This is a genomic window from Prescottella equi, assembly GCF_002094305.1.
GTDB lineage: Bacteria > Actinomycetota > Actinomycetes > Mycobacteriales > Mycobacteriaceae > Prescottella > Prescottella equi.
In genome coordinates this window covers 245353-258536 of sequence record NZ_LWTX01000003.1, presented here as the reverse complement: position 1 = coordinate 258536, position 13184 = coordinate 245353, and the positions used below count along the sequence as shown (strand labels likewise).

Below are 13184 nucleotides of genomic sequence, written 5' to 3'. Positions count from 1 at the left end.
ACTACATGTGTTGTACATTTCCATTCACAACAGATGTAGTGATTGGAGTGGGAATGCGTGAACTCGTGTACTACGTCGCCGTCAGTCTCGACGGCTACATCGCCGGCCCCGACGGGCAGTTCGATGCGTTCGACCTCGAGGGCGACCACATGGCCGACCTGACGCGCTTCGCCGACGCGCTGCCCACCGACGGCGCCGCCCACCTCGGCATCGAGCAACCACGCACCGGGTTCGACACCGTTCTGATGGGGTGGAACACCTACGCGGTGGGCCTGCCGACGATGGTGAGCCCGTACCGGCATCTGCGCCAGATCGTGTTCTCGCGCAACAACTCTGCCGAGGCCGAGAGTCTCGTCGTGACGGACGCCGACCCGGTCGAACTCGTGCGGGAACTCAAGGGGCAGCCGGGCGCCGACATCTGGCTGTGCGGCGGCGGCGTACTCGCCTCCCTGCTCGTGAACGAGATCGACCGCCTGGTCGTCAAGCGTCATCCGGTGCTGTTCGGCAACGGCATCCCGATGTTCGCGCCCGGCACGTACCGCCCCGGCCGGTTCGACGCGGTCGACACCCGCTCGTTCGACTCCGGGGTGGCGGTCACGGAGTACGCGCGGCGGCGTTGACGGGCAGTTCGACGACATCGTCGGCCCACGCGCCCAACAGTTCGTGGTCGTGGCTGACGGCGAGGACGCCCAGACCGGCGCGCGTCTCCTCCCGCAGCACGGCGACGACGGCCGCGGTGGTCGCCGGATCGAGCATCGCGGTCATCTCGTCGCAGATCAGGTAACGCGGACGCTGCACCAGAGCCCTTGCAAGGCAAGCGCGTTGCAGTTGACCGTCGCTCACCTGATGCGGACGGCGGGTCAGCAGGTCGGCCGTGAGCCCCACCCGTGCGGCCGCGGCGTGCACGACGTCCGAGCGTTCGCGCCGCGGCACCCGGGCGATCAGTAGCGGTTCGGTGACGATCCGTTCGAGCGTCAACCGCGGCGACGTCGACTGGCGCGGCGACTGGAACAGCATCGCGATCGCCCGCCGCGTGTCCGGCGGAGCCGCGGCGCCGCCGGACACGACGACGCCGTCCACGCTCACCCGGCCCGACCAGGGCCGATGCAGCAGTGCGCACACCCGGGCCAGAGTCGTCTTCCCTGCGCCCGAAGGCCCGGTGAGCCCGATGGTGCGGCCGCGCGCAATCTCGATCCCGACGTCGTCGAGGACGGGGATGTCCGGTCGGTGCCCGGCCCGCAGATGCTCGGCGATGAGGCTCACGATCCACCTCCGACGCGGGTGCGGACCACGCGCGCGCCGCTCCGGACGAGCTGGGTCCGGCCGCCCGAGAAGGCGGTGCCCGGGCGACGCAGATGGTAGACGCAGTCGTCGGGCAGGTCGGTCAGTTCGGGCGGCGTGCCCGGCATGGGGCGCAACCCGTTGCCGGGGAGGGCGGCCATCAGGTCCTTGGTGTAGTCGTGCCAGGGATCGTCGAGAACCTCGGCGGCCGGACCGGATTCGAGTATCCGTCCGGCATACATCACCGACACGGCGGCGGCGTGGCGCCGGGCGGCCGCGATGTCGTGCGTGATCAGCAGAACGGAGGCTCCGGCGTCGGCGCACCCGTCGAGCAGTGTGAGGATCCGCTCGGTGAGGTCGGGATCGAGGCTCGACGTCGGCTCGTCCGCGACGATCACCGCCGGCTCGCCGGCGAGTGCGAACGCGATCGCGGCCCGCTGGGCCATTCCGCCGGACAACTCGTGCGGGTACAGCGTTCGGCACTCGGGATCGAGCCCGGCCCGGGCGAGGAGTTCGTCCACACCGTAACGACTTCCGAGATGGCGTAGCGTTTCGTCGAGCTGCGCTCCGACGGTGCGGACGGGCGTCAGGTACGTGGCCGCGGACTGCGGGACGAGGGCGATCCGGCGCCCACGCACGCTCTGCAGGAGCCGTTCCGGGGCACCCACGATCTCGATGTCGTCGCTTGCGGAGGCCAGCCGGACGGAACCGGACACACGGGCGTTCGACGGCAGTAGTCCGCACGCCGCGGACGCGACGATCGACTTGCCGCAACCGGATTCGCCGACGAGGGCGTGCACGCGTCCGGCCTCGAGGGTCAGGTCGACGTCGGTGGCGGCGTGCACCACGCCCGATCCGACCGGGATCCGGACGGTGAGCGCGTCGATGGTGAGGGTGGCGGTCATCGGGGGATCCTCTCCAGGATCGGTGGGTTGATCCGGTCGCGCAGCGCGGCTCCGATGCCGGCGACGGCCAGGGTCGCGGCGACCAACAGCAGCGACGGGAACAGCAGGGTCCACCACCCGCCGAGCAGGAGCGTCGAACGTGCCTCCTGCAGCAGTGTTCCCAGCGAAGGCTGGTGTGGCGGCAGGCCGAGCCCGAGGAACGACAGCGTGGTCTCGTGCCAGATGGCATGGGGGAGGAGCAGCACGACGGCGATGAGGGCCTGGCCGGCGGCGGCCGGGGCGAGGTGGTGCCGCATCACGTGCCACCGTCCGGCGCCGGCGAGGTGTGCGGCGTCGATGTACTCGCGGCCGCGGACTCCGAGGACTTCGGAGCGGGCGATGCGGGCCACCTGCGTCCAGTGCGTCAGCGCGATGGACGCGATGATCGCCGGAAGGCTGCCCCGGAACAGCGCCACGATGACGATCCCCAGCAACAGGTGTGGGAGCGCGTTGACGCCGTCGACCGCCCGCATCACGATCCGATCGGTCCAACCGCCGAAAGTTGCGGCAGCCACACCGATCCCGACGCCCAGCACGGTGGAGGCGGCCGCGCACACCGCGGCGATGAACAGTGACACCCGCAGGCCGGCCGCCACCCGGACGAACAGGTCGCGTCCCGCGTTGTCGGTGCCGAACCAGTGGTCGGTAGTGGGCGCCAGTCGGGCATCGGCGAAGTTCGTGAGCCGGTCGTCCACACCCGCGAGCCACGGCACCAGCAGCGCGTACGCGACGATCGCGGCCAGCACGACGGCGGACACCAGCAGTCGGCGATCCGGGCGGGCCCTACCCATCGGCGGTCACCCGCGGATCGAGCAGTGCCAGCGCGACGTCGGCGAGCAGCGACCCGATCAGCACGATGAGCGTCGTGCCGACGGTGAGGGCGGCGAGCAGCGGGAAGTCGAGTTCACGCGCGGACGTGACGACGGCGCCGGCGATCCCGGGCCACGAGAACACCTCCTCGACGATCGCCGCGCCGACGATGATCTCCGGCAACCGCAGACCGATCACCGTCACGAACGGGCCGAGGGCCAGCGGGACGACGTGCCGCAGAAGGATCGTCCGCTCGGGGATGCCGCGGGCCCGGGCGCCGCGGACGGCGTCCGACCCGATGGCATCGCGCACCGACTGCCGCACCGACATCGCCAGCCACGGCACCTGTGAGACCGCCAGCACGGTCACCGGCAGCACGAGGTGCTCGGACACCTGGCCGAACGTCGGGTCCGTTCCGGCGTCGGTGAGGCCCGCGACGGGCAGCCATCCCAGCGAGAGCGCGAACACCGCGACCGCGCCGAGGGAGAGCACGAACGGCGGGGTGGCCTGCACGACCGAGGCGAGCGGCGCCACCAGTCGGTCCACCGGGCCGCCCGGGCGCGCGCCGGACCACACGCCGAGCACGAACGACGCCACGATCGCCAGGCCGAGCCCGAGGCACGTGAGCAGCAGGGTCCACGGCAGTCGCTCGCCGATCACCGTCGCGACCGGCTGCCCGAAGCTGCGGGAGACTCCGAGGTCGCCGGACAGCAGCCCGCGCACCCAGTGCCCGTACGTCGCCCACCACGGATCGTGCAGGCCGAGTTCGTCGGCGAGGCGGGCGCGGTCGGCGTCGCTGGTGGTCGTGTAGCGGTCGCCGAGATAGCCGGCGAGAGGGTCGAACGGCGAGCGGGACGCCAGCGCGAACAGCGCCGCCGACACCACGACGAGCAGTGGCACCGCGAAGGCGGCCCGGCGCAACGCCATCCGGGCGGGTGTCGGGGTCACGGGCGGGTCCACTCCCGCAGGTTCCACCACGGTCCCCAGCCGACGCCGTGGCTGTGTGGCTCGAGGATCGGCGCCCGGCCGGTCCAGTCGCTGTCGCGTACCACGTAGGTGTGATCGAGGAACACCAGCATCACGTAACCGGGGTCGGCGACGTACGCGGTCTGCACCGCGCGGTAATCGGCGGCGCGCGCGGCCGCGTCGACGCTGCGGCGGGCTTCGTCGAGGGCACGGTCGATCCGCGAATTCACGTAGTTCGAGGCGTTGTCGTAGCCGCTGCCGACACCGGGCCGCGCGTACGACGAGTGCAGCGTCGAGTACAGCTGGGTGTCCGGGTCGTACGGAAGGTCGCCCCCGCCGAGCAGTCCGGCCTTGGCGGTGAGCTGGTCGGGGAAGACGCTGCGGTCCACGGCCTCGACGTTCACCCGGACCCCGATCTTCGATGCGTCGGAGGCGAACGCCTGCGACAGGTCCCGGCGCAGCGTGTCCTGCGGGAAGTACATGACGGTGAACTCGGCGCGGGCCCCGTCCCTGACGCGCACTCCGTCGGGGCCCGGCACCCAGCCTGCGTCGGACAGGATCTGCTCCGCCCGAACGCGGTCGAACGGGAACACGGCACTCGGCTCGTAGGCGTCGCCGTACACCTCCGGCACCGGGGTGGACGCGGCCCGTCCGTGCCCGGCGAGGATGCTCTCGACCATCGCCCCCCGGTCCACCGCGAGGTTGAGTGCCGTGCGCATCGCCGGATCGGCGGTGACCGGGTTGTCGGCGGGCAGCGTCACGCCGCGCCAGTCCGCGGACGTGTTGGCGACCACCTCGTACCCGTCGCGGTCGGCGAACGTGTTCGCCAGGAGCGGCGGAAGGTTGGCGCCGTCGAGTTCGCCGGACGCCATCCGCTGGGCACGGGCATTGTCGTCCGGCACGTACACCACGGTGAGCCTCTTCACCTGCGGGGCACCGTCCCAGCAGTCCTCGTTGGCCTCGTACACGGCCTGGTCGGCCCGCAACGACACCAGCTCGTAGGGGCCCGTGCCCACCGGTGCGCTGTTGAGCGGCGACTGCTCGGCCAGGCCGCCGGTCAGCCGTTCGGACGGTGCGATCCCGAGCAGCAGCTTGGTGGGCCACGGCGAGTACGGATAGGCGAGCCGGAACTCCACGGTGTCGGGGCCGGTGGCCTGCACCGACTCGAGCATGTCGTACGACGTGGCCAGCGGCGACGCCGACGCGGGATCGAGAATCGCGCGGTAGGTGGCGACGACATCCTCGGGTCCGAACGGCGTGCCGTCCGTGAATCGGACGCCGTTGCGGATCCGGACGGTCCACACCTTCGCGTCGGCGTCGGGAACCGGCATCTCGGCTGCGAGCGCGGGCTCGAGCGCCGGGATACCGGAGTCCCGGCCCCCGGAGAGCCGGACCAAGCCGTCGTACACCTTGGCCTCGCCCGCCTCGCCGAAGCCGGCGACGGGGTTGTAGTTGCCCAGTTCGTAGCCGTCGGCGAGGACGAGTGCGGTGCCGCCGTCGGGCCGAGGCGAGGCCGGCGCGGTGCATCCGACCAGGGCAATCGGTACGACTGAGAAAAGAGAAAGAGCTGGAACGAGTTTCATGATCCTCCCGAGGGTGGACGTGGAGAAGGGGGAACGAGACCGACATATGTGCGGCTGTTCAGATGAGAAGGTAGCAGTGCCGCGCAAGTCGGATCGTCGAATTCGACTCGGTACGGCCACATTCCGAACGCAGGGTGGTGACGGGTACCCCTCTCGGCAGGCTCTTCCCTCGGAACGGGCCGAGCTTGATAGCTCGGCGCGAATCTGTAAGATGTTGGGCACCGCCAGATTCCAGGAATGAAGCTGCTGCACGCGCTCGCGACGGATCGTTCCGCTCGCTCCCCCTGGTTCGCGGCACCCACCAACGAGACATCCCTCGGGATGAGAACGGACAGTGCTCGCCATGAACCTCAGTCCGCGCGAAATGGACAAGCTGTACATCCACGTCGTTGCCGATCTCGCGCGTCGTCGTCGTGACCGGGGGCTGCAACTCAATCACGGCGAGGCTGTCGCGCTCATCAGCGAGGCGGTCGTGGAGGGTGCCCGTGACGGCAGGACCGTCGCGGAGTGCATGCAGCTGGGTCGACAGGTGCTGACCAGCAGCGATGTCATGCCCGGCGTGCGTGAGATGACCCAGCTCGTGCAGGTGGAGGCCACCTTCGTCGACGGCACCAAGTTGGTGTCGTGTCACGACCCGATCGGTGGATGAGCACGTGGCCGCCGTGAACGTGATCCTCGTGTGCGGACACGAGTGTCCCGACCCCGCCTACCTGCAAACCGTCTCGCCCGACTGGACTGTCGTCGCAGGTGGCCGCGCCCTCACCGCCGCGATCGACACCGCGCGGGCGGCGTCCACCGACCCGGTCTGTGTCGTGCCGATGACCCTGGGACGGGACTCCGGTCTGGTGGCCGACGCAGCCCGAGCCTCGAGTTGGGCACGCAGGGAATCGAATTCGCCTCCCCTCGTGCTGTCGTCCCCGCTGGGGACGGCAGACCACCTGGTCGGCTGGTTGCGCGGCCGGGCCGCGGCCGCGTCGTCGGACGCGCTGTTGGTCGTCGCACCGACCGGCTCCCCGTTCGAGGACGCCGAGCTGTTCCGAATCGCCCGGCTGGTGCGGCAATTCGGTCCCTCGGCGCTGGTGGAGGTGGCTCTGTCGGGCGGGGACCCCGACCTCGACGACGGTATCGACCGATGTCGTCGACTGGGTGCCCGGCAGATCGCCGTCCTGCCGGCGTGGCTCGGCTCGGGGCCGGCGCTTCCGTCCGGGGTCGCCGACGGCGGCCCACTACTGACCGGCGCGGCGTTGCGTGAGCTTGTCGAGGCCCGGGTGGCCGATGCCCTGCACGATCTGGCGCACGGGCACGACGGAATCGCAGACGGACTGAGCGCAGAGCACGGGCACGGCTTCGCCCACGGCCACGGTCCCGGCGGAAGCCACGGCCACGGTCACGGCCACTAGACAGACAGACAGATACCACCGAACACCTCTGACCGACTCCCGGGTATCCGGGAGTCGGCTTCTTCGTTCGTTTTTCGCAGCGGCGGGTACAACCCGCAGGAAAGGACACGACACCACATGACGGAGGGAGCGAAGTACCTGTACGCCGACGAACCGGTGCCCCTCAATGTCGGACGCCGGCGAGTTGTGGTCACCGTGTCGAACATCGGCGACCGCGCGGTGCAGGTGGGCTCGCACTACCACTTCTTCGAGGTCAACCGCGCACTTCGGTTCGACCGGGCGGCGGCGTACGGGATGCACCTGGACATCGCGTCGGGTACGGCGGTCCGGTTCGAACCGGGAGACACCCGCACCGTCACGCTGTGCGAGTTCGGCGGCACCCGTGAGCTCGCTGGGTTCGCCGGACTGGTCCACGACGGTGGTGACCACGTAGCGCCACTCGACGACCCGGACATCCGTTCCGGAGCGTTCCGGCGTGCGGTCGAGCGTGGATTCCTCTCCGCCGCCGACGATTCGGGCGGCGACTGCGCGGCGGACCGCCGCGAGCCCGAGCCGGCCGTTCTACCGCGACGCACGTACGTCGACCTGTTCGGCCCGTCCGTCGGCGACCGGTTCACGCTCGCAGACACGAACCTCGTGGTCGAGGTCGAACGCGACTGCAACGCCGGTGCCTTCGGTGACGAGGCCGTGTACGGCGGTGGTAAAGCCGTCCGCGACGGCATGGCGCAGGACCCCGCCGCGACCGCCGCGTCCGGGGCCCTCGACCTGGTGATCACCAACGTGGTGGTGCTCGACGGGGTGCTCGGGGTCGTCAAGGGCGACCTCGGTGTACGCGCCGGGCGCATCGTCGGTATCGGCAAGGCAGGCAACCCGCGTACGCAGGACGGGGTGAGCCCGGGACTGGTGATCGGTCCCGGCACCGAGGTGATCTCGGGCGAGCACCTGGTGGCGACCGCCGGCGCCGTCGACACCCACGTCCACTTCCTGGCGCCACAGCAGGTGGAGGAGGCGCTCACCAACGGCGTCACCACGATGATCGGCGGTGGCACCGGTCCTGCAGACGGCAGCAAGGGCACCACCTGCACACCGGGCCCGTGGCACATCGGCCGGATGTTGCAGGCCGTCGAGGAGCTGCCGGTGAACGTCGGATTGCTGGGGAAGGCGACGTCGTTGCCGGAGGCGATGGCCGAGCAGATCGCAGCAGGACTGTGCGGGATCAAGATCCACGAGGACTGGGGCGCCACGCCCGCGACGATCGATGCCGCGCTGCGGATCGCCGACGACATGGACGTGCAGGTGGCGATCCACGCCGACACCCTCAACGAGTCGGGATTCTACGAGGACACGCTCGCTGCGATCGACGGCCGGACCATCCACACCTTCCACACCGAGGGCGCGGGCGGCGGCCACGCCCCGGACATCCTGCGCATCGCCGGTGAGCCGAACGTGCTTCCGGCGTCGACCAATCCGACACTGCCGTACACCGTGAACTCGGTCGACGAACTGTTGGACATGGTGATGGTGTGCCACCACCTGCGGCACGACATCCCCGAGGACGTCTCGTTCGCGGATTCGCGGGTGCGGGCGGAGACGATCGCAGCGGAGACGGTGCTCCACGACGACGGCGTCATCTCGATCTTCTCGTCCGATTCGCAGGCGATGGGCCGGGTGGGCGAGACGTGGACGCGCGCGATCCAGACCGCCCATCACTGCAAGGATCAGCGGGGTTCGCTGCCCGAGGACACCGCGCCGGACGGTTCGTCGCGCAACGACAACAACCGGATCCTGCGGTACGTCGCGAAGACCACGATCAATCCGGCGCTCGCGGCGGGTGTGGCCGACCACGTGGGTTCACTCGAGCCCGGCAAGCTAGCCGACATCGTGCTGTGGCCGGTCCATTCGTTCGGCGCCAAGCCGAGTCTCGTGCTCAAGGGCGGCCTGATCTGCTGGTCGGTCATGGGCGACCCCAACGGCTCGATCTCGACGCCGCAGCCGGTGCGGTACCGCCCGATGTACGGTGCGCTGGGTGCGGCGATGCGCGCGACCCGGCTGACGTTCGTATCGCAGGCGGCGCTCGACGCCGGTGTGCCCGAGAGGTTGGGTCTGCAGAGCCCGGTGGTCGCGGTGCGCGGCTGCCGTTCGGTCGGCAAGAAGGACATGGTGCGCAACACCGGGACGCCGCACATCACCGTCGATCCGGACACCTACCACGTCCGCGCAGACGGTGAGACCGTCACGATCGCTCCGGCGCAACGCCTTCCGCTCACCCAACTGTTCTACATCGTGTGAGGCCGGCATGACCGACGTGGCAGCTCTGCTCGTGACATTGCAACTCACCGATTCGGCGTTCCCCGCCGGGTTCTACACGCTCTCGCACGGCCTCGAGGGGTACGCGCAGACGGGGTCGGTGACGCCGGCGACGCTTCCTGAGCTGCTGGCGGATCTGTTGCGGCATTCGGTCGGTCCCGCCGACGCGACGGCACTGGCGCTCGCGCACAACGCTGTTCGGGACGGGGATCGTGAGGCGCTGCACCGAGTGGACCGACGCCTGCACGCCACCAAGCTCAACCGCGAGTTGCGGCGCGCCTGTATCCGGACCGGCCACCAGATGCTCGCGGTCGCGCGCGAGACGTTCGGCCGTCCCGAGATCGAGCGGTTCGGCGAGGACGTCGCCGCGAAGCGTTCCCCCGGCACACAGCCGGTGGTCACCGGGGTGGTCGCGGCGGCGTGCGGGGTGGATGTCGCGCAGGCGGTGGCCGGTGATCTGTTCGCGTTCTCCGCCAGCCTGGTGGGTGCCGCGCTGCGGCTGCGGCTCACCGATCACATTCGAGCGCAACGAATCCTCGCCGACGCCGCCCCGGTGATCGGGGAGGTCACCGCGGCCGCGCTGCGCCGCGACCTGAACGACCTCGGCGGGTGCACTCCCGTCGCCGACGTGATGTCGGCGGGACACGAGCGGGCCGACGCCCGCCTGTTCGTCAGCTGACACCAGAGGAAGGAGAAGACATGACCGACGTTCTGCGGGTCGGGATCGGTGGCCCGGTGGGCTCGGGCAAGACCGCACTGATCGAGGCGCTCGTCCCGGTGCTGACTGCACGGGGGCGCCGTCCGGCAGTGATCACCAACGACATCTACACACAGGAGGACGCCGAGCACGTCCGACGCACGCTCGACGGGATCCTCGATCCGGCACGCGTCGTGGGCGTGGAGACGGGAGCGTGTCCGCACACCGCCGTGCGGGACGACCCGACGATGAACCTCGCCGCGGGCGTCGAACTGCTGGAACAGTTTCCGGACGTCGACACACTCCTCTACGAGTCCGGCGGCGACAATCTGACACTGACGTTCAGTCCGGTGCTGGTCGATCTGTTCCTGTTCGTGCTCGACACCGCCGAGGGGGAGAAGATGCCACGCAAGCGGGGGCCGGGCATCACCGAGTCGGATCTGTTGGTGATCAACAAGATCGACATCGCGCAGTACGTCCGCACCGACGTGGACGTCATGGAGTCCGACGCGTACCGGGTCCGCGACGGTCGTCCGGTGCAGTTGACGAACTGCCTGACCGGACAGGGGCTCGATGCCATCGCGGACTTCCTCGACACGTTCAGGAAGCAACCGTGACCGGGGACGGGAACGGCGACGTCCCGGAGATCGTGGCCGGTTACGCGGGAACCCCCGAGACGCTGCCTGCCGGCAGCCCCGGCAAGGACGGCGTCCTCGAGCTCGGATTCGTCCGAATCGGTGGCCGGACCGAGCTGTCGCAGCACCGGCAGCAGCCGCCACTGCAGATCATGCGGCCCTTGTACGTCGACCCGGAACGTCCCGACCTGCCGGTGGTGTATTTGATGTCGACCGGCGGCGGGCTGGTCCAGGGCGATCGTATGAGGCTCGACATCGACTGCGGCCCGGACACGTCCGTGCATCTGACGACGCAGGCCTCGACGAAGGTGCAGCGGATGGACACCGACTACGCGACGCAGACGGTGACGTTGCGGGCGGGTGCCGGCGCCTTCGTCGAGTATCTTCCCGAACCGCTGATCCCGTTCGGTGGGGCGCGCCTGCACCAGCGCACCACGGTGACCGTCGATCCGTCCGCCACCGTGATCCTCGGGGAGACGGTGCTCGCCGGACGCCTGGCCCGGGACGAGAAGCACGAGTACGACGTGTTCGCGTCGGATCTCGAGGTCGTCCGGCCCGACGGCGTGCTACTGGCGGTCGACACGATCCGGCTGCAGCCGTCGGACGGCGGCGTCACCGGGCCTGCGGTGTTCGGCGACCACGACGTGATGGGCACGCTGTACGTGATCACTCCGCTCGCGCACGCCCGTGCCCTCGCCGACGTGTTGCACGATGCGATCGAGGGCCCGACGGACGGCATCGAGGCGGGCGTGAGCATCCTCCCGGAGGACTGCGGGGTGTGGCTCCGGGTGCTCGGCACCGAGACCGAGGCCGTGGCCGCAGTGGTCCGCCAGGCCTGGGACGCGGCCCGGCGCCTGCTGATCGGGGTTCCGGCGCCGCACATTCGCCGAACCTGACGGGCAGGACGGGCGACGGGACGGGACACGAGGGTTCAGGGCTGACGGCCGTCGTCGCCGACCGACGTCCGGGGGATGCGTCCGCTGGCGAAGAGCGCCGCTACCGTCAGCAGTGCGGCGACCCAGAGTGCGGCCTGCAACGCCTGCAGGCGGGCGTCGGTGTTGGCCGACACCACCGCGTCCGCGACCGTCCGATCCACTCCGGCGGCATCGAGAGCCCCGGACAGTTGGGTGTCGCTGAGGAACGGGACACCGCTGGCGAGTTCCGTGGTGGCCTGTTCCTGGACGGTGTCGGGTACGCGGGGGTCGTCTTGGATTCCGGCGACGATCGAGGCGCTCAGTGTCGCGATCAGCACGGAACCGATGAGCGCGGTGCCGAGCGAAGCGCCGAGGTTGGTCGCGGTGTTCTGCAGGCCGCCCACCTCGGCGCTGCGCGCGTCGGGCACCGCGGAGACGGTGACCGCGCCGAGTTGGGACGCGAGCGCGCCGAGCCCGAGACCCATCAGCAGCATCGGGACCGCGACGATCCCGGCGTTGGCGCCGGGGTCCATGCCCGCGGCCAGGATCCCGATGCCGACGGTCATCGACGCGAGGCCCGCCCGCACGACGCGGCGCGGATTCGCGCGCGGCCACACCCGCGGTATCCCGACCGCGGTCAGGAGCAGCGCGACCGACAGGGGGAGCAGGCGCACGCCCGTCTGTAGCGCGGTCAGTTCGAGAACGACCGACAGGAACAGTGGGACGGTGAAGAACACGCCGGCCTGAATCATGAACTGTGCGAAGAACATCGTCAGTCCGCCGGACAGTTGCCGGTTGGCGAGCAGCCGGGTGTCGAGCAACGGTTCGCCACCGCGGTGCGTCAGGCGCGCCTCCCAGCGGGTGAAGGCGTAGATCACCAGCAGGCCCGCGAGCACGAGCCAGCAGACCGGGGACAGGCCCAGCAGTTCGGGACCGCCGGGTCGGCTGCGCAGCCATCCCCATTCGCCGGCCCGCAGCACGCCGTACACGACCAGGCCCAGGCCCGCGACGGACAGCAGCGAGCCGACCAGGTCGAGCCGGGCTCGCGCCGGCGGGGCGTCCTCGATCCGGCGCAGCACCGGCAGGATCAGGATCACGAGGACGACTTCACCGGCGAACACGTACCGCCACGACGCGAACGTGGTGACCGCGCCGCCTATCAGCGGACCGGCGGCCACCGCGACGGCGCCCGAGGCGGCGATCAGTCCGTAGGCGCTCGCACGCTTCTCGGGCGGGAAGTTGGCCGCGACGAGGGCCACGATCGCGGGCATGATGAGGGCGGCACCGAGACCCTCGAGCACCGACCACCCCAGCAGGAGCACGCCCAGGTTCGGGGCCAGTGCGGTGGTCAGCGAGCCCGCACCGTAGACGACGAGACCGATGCCGAACGCCCGCCGACGACCGATGATGCTGCCGATCTTCCCGCCGGTGATCATCAGTGTCGCCATCACGAGCGTGTACAGCGTGATCGCCGTCTGGATCCCGGTGATCGTGGTGCCGAGGTCCGACGCGACCATCGCCATCGACACGTTCATCACCGAACTGTCGAGCGTCATCAGGAACTGTCCCGCCGACAGTGTCGCCAGGATCAGGGTCGCCCGGGATCCGGTCGGACGCCCGATGGTGTCAGGCATACCCGATTGAATC

The 13184-nt window shown here is 70.1% G+C and carries 13 protein-coding genes; 7 read left to right on the top strand and 6 right to left on the bottom strand.

Going from position 1 to position 13184, the window contains the following annotated elements:
* Positions 1-53: 53 nt before the first annotated feature.
* Positions 54-620 (top strand): dihydrofolate reductase family protein, encoded by a 567-nt coding sequence (locus tag A6I89_RS10510; RefSeq protein WP_022598474.1) that lies wholly within the window; start codon positions 54-56, stop codon positions 618-620.
* Here the strand turns inward: A6I89_RS10510 and A6I89_RS10505 are convergent.
* The 5 genes from A6I89_RS10505 to A6I89_RS10485 are packed head-to-tail and all read right to left on the bottom strand — an operon-like array spanning position 595 to position 5584.
* Positions 595-1263 carry an ABC transporter ATP-binding protein gene (locus tag A6I89_RS10505; protein WP_022598473.1) on the bottom strand — a complete coding sequence of 223 codons (669 nt, stop codon included), beginning with the start codon at positions 1261-1263 and terminating at the stop codon, positions 595-597. The two genes, A6I89_RS10510 and A6I89_RS10505, sit on opposite strands and share 26 nt — an antisense overlap.
* Positions 1260-2186: an ABC transporter ATP-binding protein gene (locus A6I89_RS10500; protein WP_022598472.1), complete on the bottom strand. Its 927-nt coding sequence runs from the start codon at positions 2184-2186 to the stop codon at positions 1260-1262. The genes A6I89_RS10505 and A6I89_RS10500 overlap by 4 nt, the downstream gene beginning before the upstream one ends.
* Positions 2183-3016 carry an ABC transporter permease gene (locus A6I89_RS10495; RefSeq protein ID WP_044991488.1) on the bottom strand — a complete coding sequence of 278 codons (834 nt, stop codon included), beginning with the start codon at positions 3014-3016 and terminating at the stop codon, positions 2183-2185. Before A6I89_RS10495 ends, A6I89_RS10500 begins: the two co-directional genes overlap by 4 nt.
* Positions 3009-3962 (bottom strand): ABC transporter permease, encoded by a 954-nt coding sequence (locus A6I89_RS10490; protein ID WP_049910675.1) that lies wholly within the window; start codon positions 3960-3962, stop codon positions 3009-3011. The genes A6I89_RS10495 and A6I89_RS10490 overlap by 8 nt, the downstream gene beginning before the upstream one ends.
* Before the next feature lie 17 nt (positions 3963-3979).
* Complete coding sequence (locus A6I89_RS10485; RefSeq protein WP_022598469.1) at positions 3980-5584, bottom strand: ABC transporter substrate-binding protein; 1605 nt, start codon at positions 5582-5584, stop codon at positions 3980-3982.
* Between the two features lie 343 nt (positions 5585-5927).
* Here A6I89_RS10485 and A6I89_RS10480 point away from each other — a divergent pair, with 343 nt between their 5' ends.
* From A6I89_RS10480 to A6I89_RS10455, 6 genes are all read left to right on the top strand, one after another.
* The gene (locus A6I89_RS10480) at positions 5928-6233 is read left to right on the top strand and encodes an urease subunit gamma (protein WP_022598468.1); all 306 of its coding nucleotides are present in this window, start codon (positions 5928-5930) and stop codon (positions 6231-6233) included.
* A 4-nt stretch (positions 6234-6237) separates the two neighbouring features.
* Positions 6238-6984 (top strand): sirohydrochlorin chelatase, encoded by a 747-nt coding sequence (locus A6I89_RS10475; RefSeq protein ID WP_044991506.1) that lies wholly within the window; start codon positions 6238-6240, stop codon positions 6982-6984.
* 117 nt (positions 6985-7101) lie between these two features.
* Positions 7102-9273: an urease subunit alpha gene (gene ureC / locus A6I89_RS10470; protein WP_022598466.1), complete on the top strand. Its 2172-nt coding sequence runs from the start codon at positions 7102-7104 to the stop codon at positions 9271-9273.
* 7 nt (positions 9274-9280) lie between these two features.
* The gene (locus tag A6I89_RS10465; protein WP_022598465.1) at positions 9281-9970 is read left to right on the top strand and encodes an urease accessory protein UreF; all 690 of its coding nucleotides are present in this window, start codon (positions 9281-9283) and stop codon (positions 9968-9970) included.
* 20 nt (positions 9971-9990) lie between these two features.
* Entirely contained in the window at positions 9991-10605 is a 615-nt protein-coding gene (ureG, locus tag A6I89_RS10460; protein ID WP_022598464.1) for an urease accessory protein UreG, read from the top strand.
* Positions 10602-11519, top strand: a complete 918-nt coding sequence (locus tag A6I89_RS10455; RefSeq protein ID WP_022598463.1) for an urease accessory protein UreD — start codon at positions 10602-10604, stop codon at positions 11517-11519. The genes ureG and A6I89_RS10455 overlap by 4 nt, the downstream gene beginning before the upstream one ends.
* A 35-nt stretch (positions 11520-11554) precedes the next feature.
* Here the strand turns inward: A6I89_RS10455 and A6I89_RS10450 are convergent, their stop codons facing one another.
* On the bottom strand, positions 11555-13171 hold the full coding sequence (locus A6I89_RS10450) for an MFS transporter (protein ID WP_022598462.1): 1617 nt from the start codon (positions 13169-13171) through the stop codon (positions 11555-11557).
* Positions 13172-13184 lie beyond the last annotated feature (13 nt).